We start from the raw sequence: 21,174 nt of genomic DNA, 5'->3' as shown, positions 1-21,174 counted from the left end.
CGGCCTCCGGCCGGACCGCGGTGGCAGGATTCGTGCCATGAGCGACCTCGCCGCGGACCTGATGGACCGTCTCACCAACGCGTTCGAGGCCGCCCGCGATCCGGTGCGGGCGGTCGGGGCAGCCGCCTACATGCGTGATCAGTTCCCCTTCCTCGGCTTGACCAGCGCGGTCCGCCGGGCTCAGGCCCGGATGGCGCTGAAAGGCCTGCCGGCACCCGGGGAGGCCGACCTCCGTGCGGTGGCTCTGGCGTGCTGGGCGCGGGAGGAGCGGGAGTTCCAGCTGTTCGCCTGTGACTACCTGACGAGGCACATCACGATCCCGGGCCCGGCGTTCCTGGACACCACCGCCGAGCTGATCACCACCAGATCCTGGTGGGACACAGTGGATCCGCTCGCCACCCATGTGGTCGCCGGGCTGGTCCGCCGCCATCCACCGCTGACCGCCCGGATGGACGAGTGGGCCACCGAGGAGAACATGTGGCTGGTCCGGACGGCGATCCTGCACCAGTTGCTCTACGGGCCGGCCACCGACACCGGGCGGCTGTTCGCGTATTGCACGGCGCAGGCCGGCCACCGCGACTTCTTCGTCCGCAAGGCGATCGGCTGGGCGTTGCGCCACTACGCCCGCACCGATCCCCAAGCGGTCCGAGCCTTCCTGACCGCTCACGCCGACCACATGTCGCCGTTGTCCGTCCGGGAGGCCGCCAAGCATCTATGACACTCACGGCTATCCCGTCCCGTGATCGACTCATTCCTAGTCCACAACCAGCCGTTTCCGGGCATGTCGACGGTCTTGGGTTCGCCCCGGGACGATCCGACCGCCGGCATTCGCCTGAGCCGTCGAGGTTCGCTACTCGCCGCCAGGGCAGGCGGGCCGATGACCACGACCGGACAGCGATGCGAGAGGGATGAAGGAGGCCGGCTCTCATCGACGGAGACAACTCGGCTCCGGATCTCCGCACCACACCGCGAGCACACGACACACCAGCCGGCGCGTCCGAGCAGGGCGGTGTTCTGGAGGTGGGCGGCGCGGAGTGGCACCAGCGTGCCGTTGCGGCTGAGCAGCGCCAGGACTGGGAGGAGGCCATCGGGTTGGTTGCCGGGCATGCCGAGTGTCACGGGGCTGACCACTACCGGCACAACTCCCATCTCTGGCACATGCGGCTTCTCGCTGTGGCCGGCCGATGGTCCGAACTCGACCTCCTGGGCCGGGACGACCGTCATGCCGTTCGGGCGCTCAACACTCACCTGCACGAGATCGGCCGGGCCGACCTGCTGCGGAGGCGGGCCGACGACGGGGACCGGCACGCGCTTACACACCTGGTTCGGCTGCTGGCCGAGACCGGCGGCCTAGCCGCCGCCCAGGCCGTTGTGGACCGTCACGAGTTCGGTGGCGCGTTCCTCGCCTCGATCGTCGCCGGGACGGAACGGCCAGGGGCAAAGCCATCCGGGGAAGAACGATCAGGGACAGCACGGCCAGAGACAGAACAGCCAGGGACAGAACAGCCGGAGACGGGACGGCCGGAGACCAGACAGCCGGAGACCAGACAGCCGGAGACCGGACGGCCGGAGACGGGACGCCCGGAGACGGGACGCCCGGAGACGGGACGGCCGGAGACGGGACGGCCGGGGGGCTGGTTCCCAGGAGGCTTCGGTGCGGCAGAACCCAGACCATGCCGACCCGGCGTCACTGTCCGGCCGGATCGTTTGATGAAGCGAGCGCCGGGGTTTGGGAACACCGGCGCTCGCTTCATCTGGGGTCAGGTGGTCAGGAGCAGGTGGAGGGCGAAACCGGCGATCACGACGCTGGAGACCAGGGCGGTGATCAGGCGGCCTCTGTCGCTGGTCAGGAGGCGGCCGATCAGGGATCCGCCGCCGGCTATCAGCAACTGCCAGCTGGCCGACGCCAGGAACGCTCCGGCGACGAACCAGGCTCCTCCGCCGGCGCCTCCGCTGCCCAGGACCAGGGCCGCGAAGTAGATCACGGTGGCGGGGTTGAGGAGGGTCAGGCCAAGGACTCCGAGGTACGCGCGAAGTGGGGTGGCCGGGCGAACGGGTCGTTCGGTGACTCCGGAGTTCTGGATCGCGGTTCGGGCGGTCCAGGCTGCCAGCGCCAGCAGGACGGCTGCTCCGGCCCAGCGCAGAGGGGTGGCGATCGGGGCGATCACGGTGGCGACCGCGGCGCCGCCGGCCACCGCCACCAGGGCGTAGATGCCGTCCGCGGTCGCCGCGCCCAGGCCTGCCGCCGCCCCCACCCGTAGGGAGATGCGGGCGCTCAGGCCGACGATGAGCACGCCGATGCCGCCGACCGGCACAGCGATTCCGTAACCGGCGAGCACACCGGCCAGGAACGCCCCGCTCATGACCGCTGCCGAACACCCGCTGTCACACCGGTGGCCGTCTGCTGTCGGCTGGCCCGGACGGCCGCGACGACAGAGACAGCGGGGAAGGACTTCTTCTCGGTCACGTCGCCATCATCGACGTTCCGGCCGGCGCGCGGCCAACGAATTTCCGCCGCCACAACCGCCCACACGTCTCGCCGGGGTAGCGCCGATGGCCACACCACGCCCGGCGAGAGAAGGGCACGACGGAAAGATCACGGCGGGAAAGGGCACGGCCAGGAGAGCACGACGGGGAAGAGCACGGCCGGGAGAGCACGACAGGAAAGGGCACGACGGGAGGGCGCGGCGGGGAAGGCGCGATGGGAGGCGGATGGGGCTGGGCGCCGGGTCTTTTGCACGTCCGGATGGGACCTGCGGATGCAACTGCGGGTCTTTTCGCGCGTTTGGCGCAGTTACTGGACGCTTCTTGATGGATCCGGACCGTGACCGACAGGTGGTGTGGTCGGTAGGGTTCGATCATGGTCGCTGAACTGATTCTGGTCCGGCACGGGCAGAGCCTGGCCAACGCCGTCTACCCCGACGCCGACGCGAACGGGCTGATGGAGACGGTGGTGAGTGGGCGTGATGCCGAGGTTCCGCTCACCGAGCGGGGTGAGGAGCAGGCCTCCGCGGTGGGCCGCTGGCTGGCGGGGCTGCCGGCGGACCGGCTTCCCGAGGTGGTGATCACCTCCCCGTATCTGCGGGCCCGCGAGACGTGGCGGATCGCCGCCTGGGCGTCCGAACTGGACTTCCCGGACGCCCGGACCGACGACCGGCTGGTGGACCGGCTGATGGGTGATCTGGAGCTGCTCACCCGGGCGGCGGTGACGGCCCGGTTCCCGTCCGAGGCGGCACGGCGGGCGGCGGCGGGCGAATACGAGTACGCGCCACCGGGCGGGGAGTCGTTCGCCGACATCGCGGTGCGGTTGAAGTCCTTTCTGGACGACCTGCGCGCCGATCATCCGGGCCGGCGGGTCATGGTGGTCGCCCACGATGCGGTGGTGCTGATGATGCGGGCGGTCATCGAGCAGTTGAGCTGGGATGACGTGCTGGCGGTGGAGCGCGCGTCGGGCCGCGTACACAATGCTTCGATTTCTCGTTTCGTGCTGGTGGACGGGTCGCTGACGCTGGACCGGTACAACGAGATCGACCACCTGCCGCCGGCGTGAAGCGGACCTCGGACATCGATGGGCATCTTGCCAGCGCCGACCATGAAAATTATGTTCGAACGGTGCCCGACGCCCCTGCCCGAGTGGTGAACCGTCAGCTCGGTGCGCTCCTCACCGCCGAGGCGATCTCCATGCTCGGCAGCCGGATCACCTTCGTGGCCATCCCGTGGCTGGTGCTGACCACCCAGGACTCCGCGCTGCTCGCGGGGCTGGCGGGGCTGGCCGAGATGCTGCCGTATGTGCTGGCGGGCCTGCTCGGCGGGCCGATCGTCGACCGGGTCGGTCCCCGGCCGACGGCGGTGGCCGCGGACACCGCCAGTGTGCTCGCGGTCGCGGGCATCCCGCTGCTCGGCTACTACGAGGGGGTGTCGCTGGGCGCTCTGATGGCCCTGATCGCCCTGGCCGGGGCGTTGCGCGGGTTCGGTGACGCCGCCAAGCGGGCCCTGCTGCCCCGGACGATCGCCGCCGCCGGCCTGTCCACCGAGCGGGGCACCGCGCTGTACGACGGGGTCTGCCGCGCCTCCACCCTGCTCGGGCTGCCGCTGGCGGGGCTGCTGGTGGCGACGTTCGGGCCCGAGCGGGTGCTGCTGTTCGACGCGTTCTCGTTCGTGATCAGCGCGCTGATCATCGTGTCGATGGTCCGGGTCGGCCGGGCGGACGCGGCCGCGGTGGCCGAGTGTGAGCAGCAGGGTTACGCTGCGGCGTTGCAGGACGGGTTCCGGTACGTACGATCGGATCGCCTGATCGTCGGGGTGATGTCGATGCTGTTCGTCACCAACATGTTCGATCAGGCGTTCGCCACCGTCTTCGTGCCGGTGTGGGTGCGGGACGGGCCGCACGGGCCGGCCGCGCTGGGTGTGATCGGCACCGCGTTCGGGCTGGGCGCGGTGGCCGGCAACATCCTGTACACGATGCTGGCTCCCCGATTACCGCGGCGCCGTACCCTCGCGATCTGTTTCTTTCTGGGCGGCCCGGCGCAGCTGCTGGCTCTGGCGCTGACTGACCGGGTGTGGATGGTGCTGACGGTCGCCGCGGTGTCGGGGGCGCTGATGTCGACGGTGAACCCGATCCTGATGACGGCTGTCTACCGGCGGATCCCCACCCGTCTGCACGGCCGGGTGATCAGTGTGCTGATCGCCGTGTCGTGGGCGGGGATCCCGTTCGGTGGTGTGGTCGGTGGGTGGACCACCGATCTGCTGGGTCTGCGCAACGCCGCGCTGGCCGCCGCGATCGGCTATCTGCTGGTCACGATGGCGCCGTTCCTCTTCCCGGCGTGGCGTGAGCTGGACGAGCATCAGCCCCGGGAGGCCCGGCAGGCGATCGCCGCGGTCTAGATCCTCACTGCGGCGGCGAGCTGGACGAAGTCGTCGAAGGAGGGGTCGTCGGGGGTGGGTTGCAGGACGATGGTGTCGGCGCCGGCGTCGGCCCACCGCCGCACCTGCTCGGTGATCGCGGCGGTGTCCCCGGCGACGGCCCGGTCGTCGAGGGTGGGGTATCCCCAGCGCACCCGTTCGGCTTCGAGACGTTCGGCGGCGTCCGGCCCGGTGGCGGCGTGCAGGTAGACCACGATCTGCCCGTCGCCGACGATGTCGCGAGCGGCCCGCACCTGGCCGGGGGTGGTGCCGCCGGCCAGGATGACGCCGTCGCCGACGCTGCCGGCGAGTTCCAGGGTGCGCGGGGCGGACGCGCCGACCAGGATCCGCACGGTGTCCAGCGGCGGCCAGTCCAGGGCGACCCCGTCGAGGCGCACGTAGCGGCCGTCGACGGTGACCCGTTCGCCGCCGAGCAGGGAGCGCAACGCGGTGACGTACTCCCGGAGGAGGGTCATCGGGGATGTCACCCGGGCGCCGACCTGGCCCATCCAGTCCTGCACACCGTGGCCGACGCCGATCCGGGCCCGGCCGGGGAAGAGCCGGTCCAGGCTGGCCACCTCCATGGCGGTCGCGGCGACGTTGCGCAGCGGCACCGGGAACAGGCCCATCCCGACACGCAGCCGCTCACTTCCGGCGAGGGCCGCCGCCATGGTGGCCACGCCGCCACCGAGGAAGCAGTCCTCCCACAGCCACAGTTCGTCGAGTCCGGCTTCGTCAGCGGTCAGGACCAGGTCTCGGAAGCGTTCCGGGGGCAGTTGCGGCAGGCACACGGCGCCGATCACGGTCATGCCGGTACGTGTTCCCGGTCGGTGCCGGCGACAATCCGCCGGTAGAGCTGTTCCGGTTCGAGGTGGGTGTACCAGGGGGTGACCGGGCGGCGTTCGTACCGTTCCATCCCGATCAGGAAGAACACCGCGTAGCCGGTGCTGATCGCCAGGGACGCGGCGGCCCAGGCGGCGATGACCACGTGCTCGCCCTGGATCAGGCGGGTCACCGCGAAACCGAGCGCGGACAGTTCGACAAGCGTGAAGATCCGGTACGCCCATTTGAGCCGGGCGTCCGCGGTGCGCCGGGCGCGTTTCTGGGTGACCCCGAACTGCCGTTCGCCGAACAGGGCGGCGGGCAGCGCGGCGAGCATCGGCAGGGTGTCCGCGACGGCGAACGCCTCACTGTGCAGCAGGTGGTAGTGGCCCCGGCCGAATGCGACAACGGTGTAGATCGAGAAGACGGTGAAGGCCAGAAAGGCGAAACCATAGACGGCGTACGGGCCCCGCACCTGCGCCACCCCGGTGGTCAGCGCGGCGACCGGGATGAGCAGGTAGAGCAGCCGGTTCAGCCCCTGGAAGTGGGCGATCATCGCGCTCAGGTAGTTGAGCCGCTGGTGGATGCTCAGCCCGCGGGCGCGCAGTGGCGAGTCGGGGTGCCGCAGCAGCAGGTGCAGGCTGCCGATCGCCCACCGGCGCCGGGTGCCGTAGTACTGCCGCAGATTGTCGACTTCCAGGCCGTACGCCAAAGGCTCTTCGAGGTAGACCGACTTCCACCCGCGGGCGTGCAGCCGCAGCGAGGTGTGGATGTCCTCGGTGGACGTGTCCTCGGCGAAGCCGCCGGCGGCATCCAGTGCGGACCGTCGCAGCATCGCCGACGTGCCGGTGTAGATGGCGCTGTTGACAGTGTTCTTGGTGGGCTGCACCCCGCCGTAGAACATCTCCTGCTCGTGCCAGGCCCCGTCCCGGCCGCCGCGCCGCCGGAAGGTGAACGACTCGGTGTTGTAGAACGACTGCGGCGACTGGACGACCGCGACGTCGGGGTCGTCGAAGTAGCCGAGGGTCTTCTCGATGAACTCGGGCAGCGGGACGTGGTCGGCGTCGAGGGTGATCACGAACTCGGCGTCGGTGATCCGCAGCCCGTGGTTGAGGTTGCCGGCCTTGGCGCCCTCGCTGCTGGTCCGGGGCAGGTAGCGGGCGCCGAGCCGGCCGGCCATCGCCCGGATCTCGGCACGGTCGCCGTCGTCGAGGACGATCACGTCGCGGACGCCGCGGACCCGCAGCGCCCCGATCACGGTGGGTTCGAGGACCGGCAGCGGCTCGTTGACGGTCGGCACCAGGATGTCGACGGTCCGGTCCACCGGGGCGGTCACGGTCCGGGGCGCGGGGCGGCTGCTGCGGCGCAGGCTGACCACGAACATCGTGGTGGTCAGCACGGCGAACATCTCGGCGGCCCAGGCCAGCGGCCCGTACCAGACGGTCCAGTTGACGACGGCGGTCCGCCACACGACGAAGACCGGGGCGAGGGTCAGGAAGACCACGAACAATTTCCGCAGGTACGGGGGATCACGGTCGGGAATCTGGTCAACGCGGTACGGCGACATGTGCGGTCCTGTCCAGGAGAAGTGGGTGCAGGGCGGGCCCGGCGGCCAGCACCCCGGAGCCGAGCGGGGTGACGATCGCGCCCGCCTCGGCGGCGATCAGGGCGCCGGCGGCGAAGTCCCAGGGGGCGAGTTCGTCCTCGTAGTAGGCGTCGCAGCGGCCGGCCGCGAGGTGGCAGAGTTCCAGGGCGGCGCTGCCGTGGCTGCGGATGTCACGGATCTGCGGCAGGAGGCTCGCGACGGTCGCCGCCTGCCGGGCGCGGGACTTCGGGTGGTAGGCGAAACCGGTCGCCACCAGGGCCCGGTCGAGGGGCACCGGATCGTTGACCCGGATCGGTTTCCCGTTCAGCCGGGCGCCCAGGCCGTCCGCCGCGGTGAAGGTCTCCGAGCGGCCGGGGTCGTGGACCACTCCCACGACGGCCCGCCAGGTGCCGTCCGGGAGCTGTCGCTCGGCCGCGATGCTGACGGTGACGTGCGGTGACCCGTACAGCAGATTGGTGGTGCCGTCGACCGGATCCACCACCCACCGCAACCCGGACGTCCCGGCCCGGGCCCCGCCCTCCTCCCCGAGCAGCCCGTCGTGGGGTCGCGCGGCGCCGAGGACAGCGGTGACCGCGGCCTCGCTCGCCAGATCGGTTTCGGTCACGTGGTCGGTGCCGCTCGACTTGACGCCGATCGCCCGGACGGTTCCGGCGGCCCGGATCACCCGGCCGCCGGCGCGGGCGGCGCGCACCGCCACGTCGAGCAGCTCCTCCGGGGAGGTCACGTCCGGCTCACCCGGCTGACCTCGGCCAGGATCCGGTCGCGGTAGCGGGCGGGCAGCGCGGTGACGGTGTCCCGCACCTCGCAGCGGCCGACGCTGCCGTCCTCGAAGGGCAGGGCCAGCCCGAGCAGCGGCAGGGTCCCCGGGCCGGGCGGGACCCCGAGCACCAGCCCGTCGCCGGTCACCCTGGTGTGCAGGGCGCCGCCCGCGGTCGCCCGCCGTAGTTCCGGGTAGAGCGCGTTGGCCTCGAAGTCACCGAACGCGCAGGCCAGCTCCACGTCGAGACCGGGCCATTTGCGCAGGAAGTAGCGGTAGTTGGGGGCTTCGGACAGCTTGTTGGCGGCGACGCTGCGCACGTGCGGCAGGTGCACGCCGAAGAAGTCGCGGCCCATCAGGATCGGGGTGCCGGAGCGGGCCACCCGGTACGCCCACTCCAGGTCCTCGACGCCGTAGCCGTGGAAGCCCGGGTCGAACTCGCCGGCCAGCTCGCGGGGCAGGGCGATCAGCGCGGTCCAGGCGAACGCCCACGGGATCACGTGCGGGACCGTCATCCGCGGGTCCTGATCACCGGGGCCGGTGACCGCCAGATCGGCGAGGAGTTTGCGGTAGTGCTCCCAGGGCTGGGTGTCGACATCGGTCACGTCACCGGTGTTGTTGTCGTAGTCGAGCATCTGGCCGACCACGCAGGCGCGTTGCCCGTACCGGAAATGGGTGTCGTGAAGATCTTCCAGAGCGTGTGCGGGCAGCACCATGTCCACGTCCATCAGCACCACGATCTCGCCGGTGGCCTGCCGTAGTGCCAGGTTGCGGGCCTCGCCGACCTGCCACGGGCGGCTCGACGTGACGGTGACGACGTCGAGCCGGCCGGTGAACTCCCGGCAGATCGCGGCGTGCTCCCCACTGTCGTCGAGGACCCCGAGCACCACCTCGAAATCGGTCATCGGCAGGGTCTGCTCGGCCAGGGCGGACAGTGCGAGACGCAGATTCGAGGCCCGTTCGCGGTACGGGATGACCACGCTGATCCGGCGGTCACCCATCGACGCCGCCGGGCGCGATCAGGACCTTGCAGCTGGCCTGGTCGGCCGGGCCGAACCGCCGGGCGCCGATGTCACAGCCGAGCGCGGCGAACCCGGTCCGGAAGTCGTCGAGCGGCACCACGTGGCTGACCAGGCGCTCGGCCGGGATCCGCCCGGTGGTGATCAGGTGGAACGCCTCGTCGAACGAGCCGTGCAGCGAGTCGATCGACCCGATGATCGACAGGCTGCGGTCGGCGAGCAGCATCGTGTCGATCGAGGCGAACCTCTCCTTCAAACCGATCGACATGTACGTCCCACCGTGCGCGATCTGCGGGAAGAGTTCTTCCAGGAGTGCCGAGGTGGTGTCCACGACGATGTCCAGGGGCGCGTCCGGGTCGTTGAAGTACTTGGTCCGGGCCTCGTCCAGGGACGCGTAGGCGGCGGTGCCGTCGGGCAGCCGGTCGCGGGCGAACTCCAGGCGGGCCGGCGAGTGCTCGATCACCACCGGGGTCAGGCCCTTCAGCGACAGCACCCAGGTGTAGAGCAGGCCGAGCGGGCCGGCGCCGAAGACGTAGGTGAACGCGCTCAGCGACGGCGGCTGGAGTTTGCGGGCGCCGGCCACCACGCAGCTCAGCGGTTCGGTCAGGGCGGCGGCGCGCAGCGACACGTCGTCCGGCAGCCGGTGCACGAAGGCCGAGGTGGTGCGGTAGCGGCCGGCGTACGCGCCGTCGTAGCTGACCCCGCTCTCGGTGCCGTGCTTGTTGACGCAGTGGTTGATCCGCTGGGTGCGGCACATCCGGCAGCGCCCGCAGTAGGGCGTCGGGTTGATCACTACCCGGTCCCCCACCGCCACGCTGGTGACGGCCGGGCCGGTCTCGGCGATGATGCCGCTGGCCTCGTGGCCGAGGGTGACGCCGGGGACGGCGACCGGGTAGGAGCCGGAGACGATGCCGAGGTCGGTGCCGCACACCCCGCAGAACTTGATGTCCACGACCACGTCGTCGTCGCCGGTCGCGTGCAGGTCGGGGACCTCGGTCAGTGCGACGTCCCAGGGCCCGCGGTATTTGAGCGCTTTCACGGCCGGGTGGCCTCCTTCTGATAGTCGTGCAGGGTGGCGCGCAGGCGGTGGAGCAGGTCGTCCACCTGGGCGGTGGTGATGATCAGGGGCGGGCGGACCTTGACGGTGTTGCCGAAGCCGTACCGGCTGCCGCGCAGGATCAGGCCGTGCCGGCGGGCCAGGCCGAGGAACTGCTCGACGTCGACGCTGGTCGGCAGGTCGAAGGCCTGCATCAGGCCGACGCCGCGGACCCCGGTCATGTCCGGGAAGGCGCGGGCCAGCGTGTGCAGGCCGCGCAGCAGCCGGTCGCCGGACTCGGTCACGGTGTCCAGGACCCGGTGGTTGCGCAGGTAGCGGACCGTCTCCTCGAGCGCGACCAGGGCGAGCGGGTTGGCGCCGGAGGTGCTGGAGTGCTCCCACTGTTCGAGGACGTCCAGTTCGGGCCGCATCAGCACACCGGCCACCGGGATGCCGACGCCGCCCGCGCCCTTGGCGAAGGTGATGATGTCGGGGCGCAGCGCGGCGGCGTAGCCGGTGGAGGCGAAGAACGATCCGGTCCGCCCGAAGCCGGTCTGCACCTCGTCGGCGATGATCAGGATGCCGAGGCGGTCACAGGTCTCCCGGAGCACCCGGTAGTAGTCGCGGGGCGGCACGATGTTCCCACCGTTTCCCATGATCGGTTCGACGACCAGGGCGGCGACCCGGCCGCTCGACGCGTACTCGGCGAAGTCCTCCAGCCGGCGGGCGCAGAGCATCGCGCAGGAACCCGGCTGCTGGCCGTAGAAACAATTCGCGCAGTCCGGTCCGGGCACTTTCACGGAATGCGCCATCGGAAGCGAGAAACTGCGCTGCCGGAATGCGTTTCCGGATATTCCGGTGGTGCCGACGGTCTGGCCGTGGTGGGACAGGAACAGGGAGAATATGTCGGAGCGGCCGGTCGCTTTCTGCGCGATTCTGATCGCCGCCTCGTTGGCGCCGGAACCGGTGATGTCACGGAACCAGAAGGCGCCGATGTGCGCCGGCAGGTCGGGTCTCATCAGCTCGAAGACCTCTGCTGCCCGGGACCTGGTGAACTCGGAGGAGAGGTGCGCGATCCGGTCCAGCTGCCCGTGCAGGGCGTCGATGATCTCGGTGGCCGAGTAGCCGAGCGAGACGTTGAAGGTGCCGGACGCGCCATCGATGAAGCGCTCACCACGAATGTTCAGATAAATGCCGTCGCCGACATAATCGGGCAGACCGGTCAACGGTTTGGGAACGGTGCTCGAGGTCATCACTGGCCTTTCCGCGAAGCAGATGGAAGCGCTCCCACCACAGTGGAGGCAAGCAACTCCGGGCGTCAACCCTGAACCGGTTAAGTTCTGGCACGAAAGGCACCTGAGCTGGCCGCATCGGCGAGTGTGCGCTTAGTCACGGAACGCTTTCCGGTCCGGGATGTCGCCACCAGGTTTCCGGAATGACAATCAACAATTGCCGACCGATTAAAAAAGAAACGCGGGCCGGTTCGCCGGATTCCGGCGATCAGTCCGCATTGCTCCCATCGGTGAGCCGCCGGGGCCGCGGCGTGAGATCGAACCCGGGGTTTGGCACGGCCGACGCCGGGCAGTTCTCACTCATGTCCATCTTGAGCAGATTCCTCCAGCGACGGCGACGGAAGATCGAGGAGCAGCGCAGCGCCGGAGTGGCCCGGGCGATGGCCCGCGGCGCCACCCCGGAACAGGCGAAGGCGGCCGGGGACAGTGCCGCGCTCGGCACCCAGCGGGCCGTGATCCTCGGCAACACCCTCGGCAATTGATCACCGGATGGCCAGGACCGTGCGCACGGTCCTGGCCATCGGATCACTCGGTGTCGCTCCAGGTGGCGAGCTGCTCGGCGACCGTCCGGTCGCCGTCGATCCGCACCTCGGTCAGCGGGATCCGCCGGTAGAGGGCCAGCACCAGATCACTCGCGGTGGCCTGGATCCGGGTCACCGGCTCGCCGCTGGCCGCCGGTCCCGCCGTGGCCCCCGCCGGGGACAGGTCGAGCGTCCACGACGGCCCCTCGATGGCCTGGAACCCGACCCGGGCCGGCCGGTGCGGCCACGCGCCCAGCGACCCCAGCCCCACCGACAGGAACTCGCCCACGCCGTCGACCGCGATCGCGGCGGGCAGCGGCTCGGCCCGGCCGACGGCCTCCTGCGCGTCGAAGGCGTGCACCGCCGCCTCCTGCACCTGATGCCGGGCGACCGCCGCCGCGGTCAGCGGAGCGCCGGAACCGGCCCACCACGCCCAGCTGGGTGCCGCCGGGCCGGCGTCGCGCAGCGCCGCCAGCAGCAGGGCCGTCGACGCCGCGGACCACTCCAGCAGATCGCCGTGCGGCTCACGGTCCCCGATCCGCTCCGCCGACGGTGGCCGGGACTCCTCGGCCTCGGCCACGGTGGCCGCCCAGAACCGCTGGACGGCACCCACGTGGGCGACCAGGTCGGTGATCGACCACTCGGGACAGCCCGGAACCGTGGCATCCCGGTCGGGGGCCGAGGCGACGGCGTCGCGCAGCGCCACCGAGCGGCCCTCGATCAGGGTCAGCAGCTCGGGGTAGGGCGGTGTCGAAGTCATGCCCGGTTTCTACCACCGGGGTACGACAACGGGCGGCGCGCTGGTCAGCGCACCGCCCGGTAGGCGTACTCGATGAGGTCAGACGTTGAAGCCGAGAGCCCGCAGCTGATCCCGGCCGTCGTCGGTGATCTTGTCGGGGCCCCACGGCGGCAGCCACACCCAGTTGATCCGGAAGTCCTGGACCAGGCCCCCGCCGGGGCCGGTGGTCAGCGCCTGCCGGGTCTGGTCCTCGATGACGTCGGTCAGCGGGCAGGCCGCCGAGGTGAGCGTCATGTCGATGGTGACCACGTTCTCGTCGTCCACGTGGGTGCCGTAGACCAGGCCCAGGTCGACGACGTTGATCCCCAGCTCGGGGTCGACGACGTCCTTCATGGCCTCTTCGACGTCGGCGATCGACGCCTTCTTGATCTCCCCGGCGGGGGCGGCGGCCGGGGCCTCGGCCACCGGCTCGGCAACGGCGGTGCCGTCGCCCTCGGCGGTCGCCGAGACGCTCACCGACGGCAGCTCCACCGGTTCGCCGGCGTCGGCGGCCGCGGCCCGCTCGTCGGCCAGCCAGTCCGGCACCTCTTCCCCCTGGCCGGGGGCGGCACCGGAGGCCGGCGCCGTGGCGATGGTCCGGGCAGTGTCTACAGAGTCAGTCATGCCTTCACCTCCGGGCTCACGCCCACGTCCACACCGGCGCGTGCCGCGGCGTCCTTGAACGCCATCCACGGCAGCAGCGCGCACTTGACCCGGGCCGGGAACTTGGCGACACCGGCGAACGCGATACCGTCGCCGAGCACCTCCTCGTCCGGTTCGACCTGGCCACGGCTCTGCATCAGCTCCACGAAGGCATGGTGGACAGCGGACGCCTCGGCCACGTCCCTACCCTGAACCAGTTCGTGCAGCACCGATGCGGAGGCCTGGCTGATCGAGCAACCCAGCCCGTCGTACGAAATCTCGGAAAGATCGGAAGAGACGCGAACGGTGATCTCGTCGCCGCACGTCGGGTTGACGTGGTGCGCCTCCCCGTCGAACGGGTCCCGCAGACCACGCCCGTGCGGGTTCTTGTAGTGGTCGAGGATGATCTCCTGGTAGAGACTGTCGAGCATCATCAGCCGAACACCTTCCGCACCTGGTCGAGTCCACGCGCCAGGGCGTCGATCTCGGCCGTCGTCGTGTAGAGGTAGAACGAGGCCCTGGTCATCGCCGGCACACTGAACCGCGAGCAGACCGGCCGGGCGCAATGATGCCCGACCCGGACCTCGACACCGAGCGCGTCCAGGATCTGTCCCACGTCGTGGGGGTGTACCCCGTCGACGCCGAACGACACCGTCCCGCCCCGGCCTTCGACAGTGGCCGGACCGAAGATCCGCACATCGGGTACGGACGACAGGGCGTCCAGCGCGTACCGGGTGATGTCCTGCTCGTGCTGGTGGATCGCCGCCATGCCCAGCCCGGTCAGGTAGTCGACGGCCGCGCCGAGACCGATCGCCTCGGTGATCGGCGGGGTGCCCGCCTCGAACCGCGCGGGTGGCGCGGCGAACGTGGTGCCGCCCATCGTCACCGTCTCGATCATCGAGCCGCCGGCCAGGAACGGGGGCATCCGCTCCAGCAGGCTTCCGGTGCCCCAGAGCACGCCGATGCCGGTCGGGCCGAGCATCTTGTGCCCGGTGAACGCGATCAGGTCGGCGCCCAGCGTGGACACGTCGAGCGGCAGATGCGGCACGGACTGCGAGCAGTCCAGCATCAGCAGTGCGCCGTTCTCCTTCGCCCGCGCGGCGATCCGCGAGACGTCGTTGACGGTGCCGAGCACGTTGGACATGTGCACCAGCGAGATGATCTTGGTTTTGGCGGTGACCAGATCATCGAGGTTCGACTCGTCGAGCCGGCCCTCGTCGGTGATGCCGAACCAGCGCAGCGTGGCACCGGTCCGCTCGCACAGCAGCTGCCACGGCACCAGGTTGGAGTGATGCTCCATCTCGGAGATCACCACCTCGTCACCGGGGCCGAGACGCAACATCCGACCCAGCGAGTACGCCGCCAGGTTGATCGCCTCGGTGGAGTTCTTGGTGAACACCACCTCGTCCGGGCTCGCCGCGCCGATGAACGAGGCGATCCGGGCGCGCGCACCCTCGTAGGCCTCGGTCGACTCGGTGCCGAGCGTGTGCACGGAGCGGGACACGTTGCCGTTGTACCGCTCCTGGTGCGCGCGCATGACGTCGAGCACCTGCACCGGCTTCTGCGAGGTGTTGGCGCTGTCCAGGTAGACCAGCGGGTGGCCGTTGACCTCCCGCTCGAAGATCGGGAAGTCCTTACGGACCCGCTCGACGTCGAAGCTCATCAGTAACCCCTCAGGCCCGGACCTTGTACTTGTCGTAACCCTCGGCCTCGAGCTGCTCGCCCAGCTCCGGGCCACCCTCTTCGACGATCTTGCCGCCGACGAAGACGTGCACGAAGTCCGGCTTGATGTAGCGGAGGATCCGGGTGTAGTGAGTGATCAGCAGGAAGCCGGTCTGCCCGGTCTCACGGACCCGGTTGACACCCTCGCTGACGATCCGCAGCGCGTCGATGTCCAGGCCGGAGTCGGTCTCGTCGAGGATCGCCATCTTCGGCTTCAGCAGCTCCAGCTGCATGATCTCGTGCCGCTTCTTCTCACCGCCGGAGAAGCCCTCGTTGACGTTGCGCTGGGCGAACGCCGGGTCCATCTCCAGCTTCTCCATCGCGCCGCGCAGCTCGCCGGCCCAGGTGCGCAGCTTCGGCGCCTGGCCGTCGACGGCGGTCTTCGCGGTCCGCAGGAAGTTGGCCACCGACACGCCGGGGACCTCGACCGGGTACTGCATGGCCAGGAACAGGCCGGCCCGCGCGCGCTCGTCGACGCTCAGCTCCAGGACGTCCTGTCCGTCCAGGGTGACCGAACCGCCGGTGATCTCATACTTCGGGTGACCGGCGATCGAGTACGCGAGGGTCGACTTGCCGGAGCCGTTGGGACCCATGATGGCGTGGGTCTCGCCGGCCTTCACGGTCAGGTCGACACCGTTCAGGATCGGCTTCAGCTCGCCCTCGGGCAGCTTCACCGACACCTGCAGGTCGCGGATCTCCAGGGTGCTCACGGCTCTACTCCATTGCTAGGAATCGTCGAAACGTAGATGTCGCCGTCGCGGATCTCGACGGGGTAGACGGCCACCGGGCTGAAGGCCGGTGGTCCGGAGGGCTCACCGGTACGCAGGTCGAACCGGGAGCCGTGCAGCCAGCACTCCAGCGTGCACCCGTCCACCTCGCCCTCGGAGAGAGCCACCGAGGCGTGGCTGCACTCGTCGCGGACGGCGTAGAACCGGTCGTCGTCGGCGTGCACGACCGCGACCTCGACACCGTCGACCTCCACCTGGAGAGCGGTGCCCTTCGCGACGTCCGACACCGGGCCGACGTTCTCGAAGGCCATTACTGCCCGGCCTCCACCAGCCGGGACTCGATCACGGCACCGAGCCGCTCGCGCAAATCCTCGACCGGGATCTTGTTGATCAGCTCGGCGAAGAAGCCGCGGACCACCAGCTTGCGCGCCTCACCCTCGGGGATCCCGCGCGCCATCAGGTAGAACAGCTGCTCGTCGTCGAACCGGCCGGTCGCGCTGGCGTGCCCGGCACCGGCGATCTCCCCGGTCTCGATCTCCAGGTTCGGCACCGAGTCGGCCCGCGCCCCGTCGGTCAGGAGCAGATTCCGATTGATCTCGTACGTGTCGGTCCCGGTCGCCGCGGCCCGGATCAGCACGTCGCCGACCCAGACGGTGTGCGCCGACGAGCCCTGCAGCGCCCCGCGGTAGCCCACGTAGCTGCGGCAGTCCGGCACCGCGTGGTCGACCAGCTGCCGGTGCTCGTGGTGCTGGCCGGAGTCGGCGAAGTACAGGCCGAACAGCTCGGCGTCGCCGCCGCGGCCGGCGTACTCCACACTCGTGAACTGGCGCACCAGGTCGCCGCCCAGAGTGACCTGCAGGTGCTGGACCCGGGCGTCCCGGCCGACCCGGAACTTGACGTGCTGGGCCTGGACCGCGTCCCGGTCCCACTCGGCCAGCGTGACGAAGGTCAGCTGGGCGCCGTCACCGATCACCACCTCGACGTTGTCGGCGAGGGTGACCGTGCCGGTCTGCTCCAGGATGATCGTCGCCTTGGCGAACGCGCCCACCTTGACGAAGGTGCGCGCGGCCGCCGCGTCGCCGCCCTTGCCGACCAGGCGGATCACGACCGCCTCGGCCGGCTCGGCCTCGGGCGCCACCTCGATCACGGTGACCCCGGCGGCCGAACCGAAGGCCAGCGCGCTGACCCGGTCGAACGGGGTGAGCACCGGCTCGACGTCGTCCGCGGCCGACACGGTCACACCGGCCGGCAGGTCGCCGAACTCGGCCGACGGCGCGGTGCCGGTCAGCGAACCGGCCTTGGCCAGCTCACCGAGGCGCTTGAGCGGGGTGAAACGCCAGTCCTCCTCCAGGCCGGTGAGGGCCGGGAAGTCGGCGACGTCGAAGGAACGCAGCACCTGCGATTTGGTGCTCGGCGGGGCGATGGTTGTCATGTCGTCCTTTGAGAAAGTCTCGTCCGATTTGTCAGCTTCTCAGCCGACGGCGCCTTCCATCTGGAGCTCGATGAGGCGGTTCAGCTCCAGGGCGTACTCCATCGGGAGCTCCTTGGCGATCGGCTCGATGAAGCCGCGAACGATCATCGCCATCGCCTCGTCCTCGGTCAGACCGCGGCTCATCAGGTAGAAGAGCTGGTCCTCGCTGACCTTGGAGACGGTCGCCTCGTGACCCATGTTGACGTCGTCCTCGCGGATATCGACGTACGGGTAGGTGTCCGACCGGGAGATCGTGTCCACCAGCAGCGCGTCGCACTTGACCGTGCTCTTCGAGCTGGACGAACCCTCCAGGACCTGAACCAGGCCGCGGTACGACGTACGCCCACCGCCCCGGGCGATCGACTTCGAGATGATCGTCGACGAGGTGTGCGGCGCCGCGTGCACCATCTTCGCGCCGGAGTCCTGGTGCTGGCCCTCACCGGCCATCGCGATCGACAGCACCTCACCCTTGGCGTGTGGGCCGGTCATGTAGACCGCCGGGTACTTCATCGTCACCTTGGAACCGATGTTGCCGTCGATCCACTCCATGGTCGCGCCCTCTTCACAGGTGGCGCGCTTGGTGACCAGGTTGTAGACGTTGTTCGACCAGTTCTGGATGGTCGTGTAGCGCACCCGGGCGTTCTTCTTCACCACGATCTCGACCACCGCCGAGTGCAGCGAGTCGGACGAGTAGATCGGCGCGGTGCAGCCCTCGACGTAGTGCACGTACGAGCCCTCGTCGGCGATGATCAAGGTCCGCTCGAACTGGCCCATGTTCTCCGTGTTGATCCGGAAGTAGGCCTGCAGCGGGATGTCCACGTGCACGCCCTTCGGCACGTAGATGAACGAGCCACCGGACCAGGTCGCGGTGTTCAGCGCGGCGAACTTGTTGTCACCGACCGGGATCACCGTGCCGAAGTACTCCTGGAAGATCTCCGGGTGCTCCTTCAGCGCCGTGTCGGTGTCCAGGAAGAGCACGCCCTGCTCCTCCAGGTCCTCACGGATCGCGTGGTAGACGACCTCCGACTCGTACTGCGCGGCGACACCGGCGACCAGGCGCTGCTTCTCCGCCTCCGGAATACCGAGCTTGTCGTACGTCGCCTTGATGTCCTCCGGCAGGTCCTCCCACGAGGTCGCCTGCTTCTCGGTGGACCGCACGAAATACTTGATGTTCTGGAAGTCGATGCCGGTCAGGTCCGCGCCCCAGTGCGGCATCGGCTTGCGGTCGAACAGCCGCAGGCCCTTCAGCCGGAGGTTCAGCATCCACTCCGGCTCGTTCTTCAACGCGGAGATGTTGCGCACCACCGCCTCGGACAGGCCGCGCTGCGCGGCAGCCCCGGCGACGTCGGCGTCGGCCCAGCCGTACTCGTACTTGCCAAGAGCGGCGAGGTGCTCTTCCTGAGTGACGATCTGGTCAGTCATGTATCTGTCCTAACCGTGATGGCGGTGTGGTGCGTAGGGGCGGGGATGTGCGTGGTGCACACCCCGTCGCCGTGCGCGATGGTGGCGAGACGCTGCACGTGGGTGCCGATGAGCCGGGAGATGACTTCGGTCTCGGCGTCGCACAGCTGAGGAAACTCGGCAGCCACGTGAGCCACCGGGCAGTGCTGCTGGCAGAGCTGCCCGCCGGAGGCGATCGCCGAGGCGTTGGCAGCGTAGCCCTCCGCGGTCAGCACCTCGGCGAGAGCCTCGGCCCGGGCGATCGGGTCCGGCCCGGCCTCCCGCAGCGCCGCCTCACAGCGCTCCTCGAGAGCCTTGACCTGCGCCGCGGCGAAGGCGGAGACGGCCTCCGGACCGTGCTGCTGCGCGATCCAGCGCAGCGCGGCGGTGGCGATGCCGTCGTAATGGTGCGGATTGAGATCCTCGCGGGCGGCCGCGGTGAGCACGAACGCCTTGGCCGGCCGGCCCCGGCCACGCGGCTTGTCCCGCCGCAGCTCACGCGTCTCGACCAGACGCTCGGCGAGCATCGCGTCCAGATGTTTGCGGATGGCGGCCGGGCTCAGCCCCAGGGCGGCCCCGAGCTGGGCCGCGGTGGTGGCGCCGTGCTTCAGCAGAAGCTGCACGACCCGGTCACGGGTGCGCCCGTCGGCCGCGCCGGCCGGAGCCGGTGCGCCGATCTGGATCAGCACCTCGTTTTTCACTACGCCAACGTTACGTATTTCCTCTGAGCCCTGCAAACCGGGGTCCGGTGATCCACCACACCGGCTTCCGGAGCTGCGAAAACCAAGATCGGGAGCGAGCGTACGATGCGCGGGGTGAAGTACACCGCTTTACTGTCGTCCCGTCCCTTCCGGTGGTGCGGCGACCACCTGCGCGGCCTCGCCCTCGCCTCACTGATCGCCAACATCGGGATCATCGTCACCGGCGCGGCAGTCCGCCTCACCGCCTCCGGCCTCGGCTGCCCCACCTGGCCCCGGTGCACCGACGAGTCCTACACGACCACCCCCGAGATGGGCATCAACGGCGCCATCGAATTCGGCAACCGGCTGCTCACCTTCGTGCTCATCGCCATCGCGGTGGCCTGCTTCCTCGGCGCGCTGGCCCGCCGCCGCCGCTCGCTGATCCGGCTCTCCGTCGCCGTCGCCCTCGGCATCCCCGGACAGGGCGTGATCGGCGGCATCACCGTGCTGACCAACCTCAACCCGTGGGTGGTCGGCCTGCACTTCATCCTCTCCATCGTGCTCGTCGCCGGGGCGTACGCCCTGTGGCGCCGGGTCGACGCCGGCGACGGCGAACCGATCCTGCTGGTCCCCGCCCCGATCCGGCACCTGGCGTGGATCAACATGGCGGTCAGCTTCGCGGTCATCGTGGCCGGCGTGGTGGTCACCGGCAGCGGCCCCCACTCCGGCGACCACGGCGCCAAACGCAACGGACTCGACCCGGACCGGCTCTCCCAGGTGCACGCCGACCTGGTGTTCCTGCTGGTCGGCCTGACCGTGGCGCTGTGGTTCGCGCTCCGCGCGGTCGGCGCCCCGGCCGAGGCGGTGCGCGCCGCGGCGGTGCTGTTCTGGGTGGAGATGGCGCAGGGCGTGATCGGCTTCGTGCAGTACTTCACGCATCTGCCGGTCCTGCTGGTCGGCCTGCACATGCTCGGCTCCGGCCTGGTCTGGACCGCGACTCTGGCGGTGCTGTGGTCACTGCGCACCCGCCCGCCCGTGCCCGAGCCGGCATCGCCGCTCCCCCAGCCCACTCCAGCCACCACCCCGGCTCCCGTCCCCTGACCCACCCACCTACACCCGCCCCTACCTACCTGTTCCCGCCCCCACGGTGCTCCCGGCCCACACCCGCCCTGCCCCCACCTGCTCCCGCCCCACCGTGCTCCCGGCCCACACCCGCCCTGCCCCCACCTGCTCCCGCCCCACCGTGCTCCCGGCCCACACCCGCCCTGCCCACCTGCTCCCGCACCACAACTCAACCCACGGCCAACCTCTGCCCACCCCGGCCAACCCACACCGTCCCGCTTCACGCCTGCCCGACCCCACCCGCACCCCACGCACCTCTGACCTCCGGCCAGTCGTAGGCCAGAGGTCGTTCAGCACTCTCGATACACGTCTGAACGACGGCCGAGCGAGTCGAGCCGTCGTTCAGACGTGTATCGCACCCCACCAAAGGCTCCTGAGCTACGGCTAGCCATAAAGCCGGCAGGTCAAGGACACCTGAGCTACGGCTAGCCGTACGTCAGAAGCCTTAAAGCACCCTCATTACCTGTCTGAGGTACAGCTCGGTTGACCGAGCTGTACCTCAGACAGGTAATTCACCCCTCAAAAGCTCGCTGACGTACGGCTAGCCGCAAACTTGGCGGCTGTGGGTCGTCGTTTGGGTGGGGTGGGGGGCTTTGGGTGAGAGCTGACCGTCTGACCACCGTGGTTCTGGGGCGT

21 protein-coding genes are annotated in these 21,174 nt (G+C 69.9%); 5 read left to right on the top strand and 16 right to left on the bottom strand.

The window, feature by feature from the left end; all coding sequences use genetic code 11:
* The first annotated feature begins 37 nt into the window (after positions 1–37).
* On the top strand, positions 38–718 hold the full coding sequence (locus ACQ0O7_RS42270) for a DNA alkylation repair protein (RefSeq protein WP_430791557.1): 681 nt from the start codon (positions 38–40) through the stop codon (positions 716–718).
* A gap of 1,042 nt (positions 719–1,760) precedes the next feature.
* On the opposite strand, the gene ACQ0O7_RS42265 is transcribed toward ACQ0O7_RS42270, so the two are convergent.
* A complete protein-coding gene (locus ACQ0O7_RS42265) occupies positions 1,761–2,363 on the bottom strand; it encodes a LysE family transporter (protein ID WP_430791556.1) in 603 nt (200 codons plus the stop codon).
* A 497-nt stretch (positions 2,364–2,860) separates the two neighbouring features.
* Between ACQ0O7_RS42265 and ACQ0O7_RS42260 the strand changes: the two genes are divergently transcribed.
* Positions 2,861–3,550 carry a histidine phosphatase family protein gene (locus ACQ0O7_RS42260; protein ID WP_430791555.1) on the top strand — a complete coding sequence of 230 codons (690 nt, stop codon included), beginning with the start codon at positions 2,861–2,863 and terminating at the stop codon, positions 3,548–3,550.
* A gap of 62 nt (positions 3,551–3,612) precedes the next feature.
* The gene (locus ACQ0O7_RS42255) at positions 3,613–4,884 is read left to right on the top strand and encodes an MFS transporter (RefSeq protein WP_430791554.1); all 1,272 of its coding nucleotides are present in this window, start codon (positions 3,613–3,615) and stop codon (positions 4,882–4,884) included.
* On the opposite strand, the gene ACQ0O7_RS42250 is transcribed toward ACQ0O7_RS42255, so the two are convergent.
* Genes ACQ0O7_RS42250 through ACQ0O7_RS42225 form a run of 6 tightly spaced genes read right to left on the bottom strand, consistent with a single transcriptional unit; the run spans position 4,881 to position 11,395 of the window.
* Positions 4,881–5,711: an LLM class flavin-dependent oxidoreductase gene (locus tag ACQ0O7_RS42250; RefSeq protein ID WP_430791553.1), complete on the bottom strand. Its 831-nt coding sequence runs from the start codon at positions 5,709–5,711 to the stop codon at positions 4,881–4,883. The two genes, ACQ0O7_RS42255 and ACQ0O7_RS42250, sit on opposite strands and share 4 nt — an antisense overlap.
* Positions 5,708–7,291 carry a glycosyltransferase gene (locus ACQ0O7_RS42245; protein WP_430791552.1) on the bottom strand — a complete coding sequence of 528 codons (1,584 nt, stop codon included), beginning with the start codon at positions 7,289–7,291 and terminating at the stop codon, positions 5,708–5,710. Before ACQ0O7_RS42245 ends, ACQ0O7_RS42250 begins: the two co-directional genes overlap by 4 nt.
* Complete coding sequence (locus ACQ0O7_RS42240) at positions 7,272–8,054, bottom strand: inositol monophosphatase family protein (RefSeq protein ID WP_430791551.1); 783 nt, start codon at positions 8,052–8,054, stop codon at positions 7,272–7,274. Before ACQ0O7_RS42240 ends, ACQ0O7_RS42245 begins: the two co-directional genes overlap by 20 nt.
* Positions 8,051–9,088, bottom strand: a complete 1,038-nt coding sequence (locus tag ACQ0O7_RS42235; protein WP_430791550.1) for a glycosyltransferase family 2 protein — start codon at positions 9,086–9,088, stop codon at positions 8,051–8,053. Before ACQ0O7_RS42235 ends, ACQ0O7_RS42240 begins: the two co-directional genes overlap by 4 nt.
* Positions 9,081–10,145: a zinc-dependent alcohol dehydrogenase gene (locus ACQ0O7_RS42230; RefSeq protein WP_430791549.1), complete on the bottom strand. Its 1,065-nt coding sequence runs from the start codon at positions 10,143–10,145 to the stop codon at positions 9,081–9,083. The genes ACQ0O7_RS42235 and ACQ0O7_RS42230 overlap by 8 nt, the downstream gene beginning before the upstream one ends.
* Positions 10,142–11,395: an aspartate aminotransferase family protein gene (locus ACQ0O7_RS42225; RefSeq protein ID WP_430791548.1), complete on the bottom strand. Its 1,254-nt coding sequence runs from the start codon at positions 11,393–11,395 to the stop codon at positions 10,142–10,144. The genes ACQ0O7_RS42230 and ACQ0O7_RS42225 overlap by 4 nt, the downstream gene beginning before the upstream one ends.
* Positions 11,396–11,745: 350 nt before the next feature.
* On the opposite strand from ACQ0O7_RS42225, the gene ACQ0O7_RS42220 reads away from it, so the two are divergent.
* On the top strand, positions 11,746–11,916 hold the full coding sequence (locus tag ACQ0O7_RS42220; protein WP_430791547.1) for a hypothetical protein: 171 nt from the start codon (positions 11,746–11,748) through the stop codon (positions 11,914–11,916).
* Positions 11,917–11,959: 43 nt separating this feature from the next.
* On the opposite strand, the gene ACQ0O7_RS42215 is transcribed toward ACQ0O7_RS42220, so the two are convergent.
* From ACQ0O7_RS42215 to ACQ0O7_RS42175, 9 genes are all read right to left on the bottom strand, one after another.
* Entirely contained in the window at positions 11,960–12,715 is a 756-nt protein-coding gene (locus ACQ0O7_RS42215) for a maleylpyruvate isomerase family mycothiol-dependent enzyme (protein ID WP_430791546.1), read from the bottom strand.
* Positions 12,716–12,793: 78 nt separating this feature from the next.
* Positions 12,794–13,210 (bottom strand): metal-sulfur cluster assembly factor, encoded by a 417-nt coding sequence (locus ACQ0O7_RS42210; RefSeq protein WP_430791564.1) that lies wholly within the window; start codon positions 13,208–13,210, stop codon positions 12,794–12,796.
* 143 nt (positions 13,211–13,353) lie between these two features.
* Positions 13,354–13,809, bottom strand: coding sequence for a Fe-S cluster assembly sulfur transfer protein SufU (gene sufU, locus ACQ0O7_RS42205; protein ID WP_430791545.1), 456 nt, complete (start codon positions 13,807–13,809; stop codon positions 13,354–13,356).
* Positions 13,809–15,038, bottom strand: a complete 1,230-nt coding sequence (locus ACQ0O7_RS42200; protein WP_430791544.1) for a cysteine desulfurase — start codon at positions 15,036–15,038, stop codon at positions 13,809–13,811. Before ACQ0O7_RS42200 ends, sufU begins: the two co-directional genes overlap by 1 nt.
* 10 nt (positions 15,039–15,048) lie before the next feature.
* Complete coding sequence (gene sufC / locus ACQ0O7_RS42195; RefSeq protein WP_430791543.1) at positions 15,049–15,807, bottom strand: Fe-S cluster assembly ATPase SufC; 759 nt, start codon at positions 15,805–15,807, stop codon at positions 15,049–15,051.
* Complete coding sequence (locus tag ACQ0O7_RS42190; RefSeq protein ID WP_430791542.1) at positions 15,804–16,136, bottom strand: non-heme iron oxygenase ferredoxin subunit; 333 nt, start codon at positions 16,134–16,136, stop codon at positions 15,804–15,806. The genes sufC and ACQ0O7_RS42190 overlap by 4 nt, the downstream gene beginning before the upstream one ends.
* Positions 16,136–17,257 carry a Fe-S cluster assembly protein SufD gene (gene sufD, locus ACQ0O7_RS42185; protein WP_430791541.1) on the bottom strand — a complete coding sequence of 374 codons (1,122 nt, stop codon included), beginning with the start codon at positions 17,255–17,257 and terminating at the stop codon, positions 16,136–16,138. Before sufD ends, ACQ0O7_RS42190 begins: the two co-directional genes overlap by 1 nt.
* A 39-nt stretch (positions 17,258–17,296) precedes the next feature.
* Positions 17,297–18,718, bottom strand: a complete 1,422-nt coding sequence (sufB, locus tag ACQ0O7_RS42180) for a Fe-S cluster assembly protein SufB (RefSeq protein ID WP_430791540.1) — start codon at positions 18,716–18,718, stop codon at positions 17,297–17,299.
* Positions 18,715–19,437 carry a helix-turn-helix transcriptional regulator gene (locus ACQ0O7_RS42175; protein ID WP_430791539.1) on the bottom strand — a complete coding sequence of 241 codons (723 nt, stop codon included), beginning with the start codon at positions 19,435–19,437 and terminating at the stop codon, positions 18,715–18,717. The genes sufB and ACQ0O7_RS42175 overlap by 4 nt, the downstream gene beginning before the upstream one ends.
* 114 nt (positions 19,438–19,551) lie before the next feature.
* Here ACQ0O7_RS42175 and ACQ0O7_RS42170 point away from each other — a divergent pair, with 114 nt between their 5' ends.
* Positions 19,552–20,517, top strand: a complete 966-nt coding sequence (locus ACQ0O7_RS42170) for a COX15/CtaA family protein (protein ID WP_430791538.1) — start codon at positions 19,552–19,554, stop codon at positions 20,515–20,517.
* Positions 20,518–21,174: the final 657 nt, after the last annotated feature.

It is taken from the genome of Actinoplanes sp. G11-F43 (assembly GCF_050589265.1).
Classification (GTDB): domain Bacteria; phylum Actinomycetota; class Actinomycetes; order Mycobacteriales; family Micromonosporaceae; genus Actinoplanes.
Note: the sequence above shows the minus strand (reverse complement) of the source record. Positions and strands in the feature narration are given on the sequence as shown.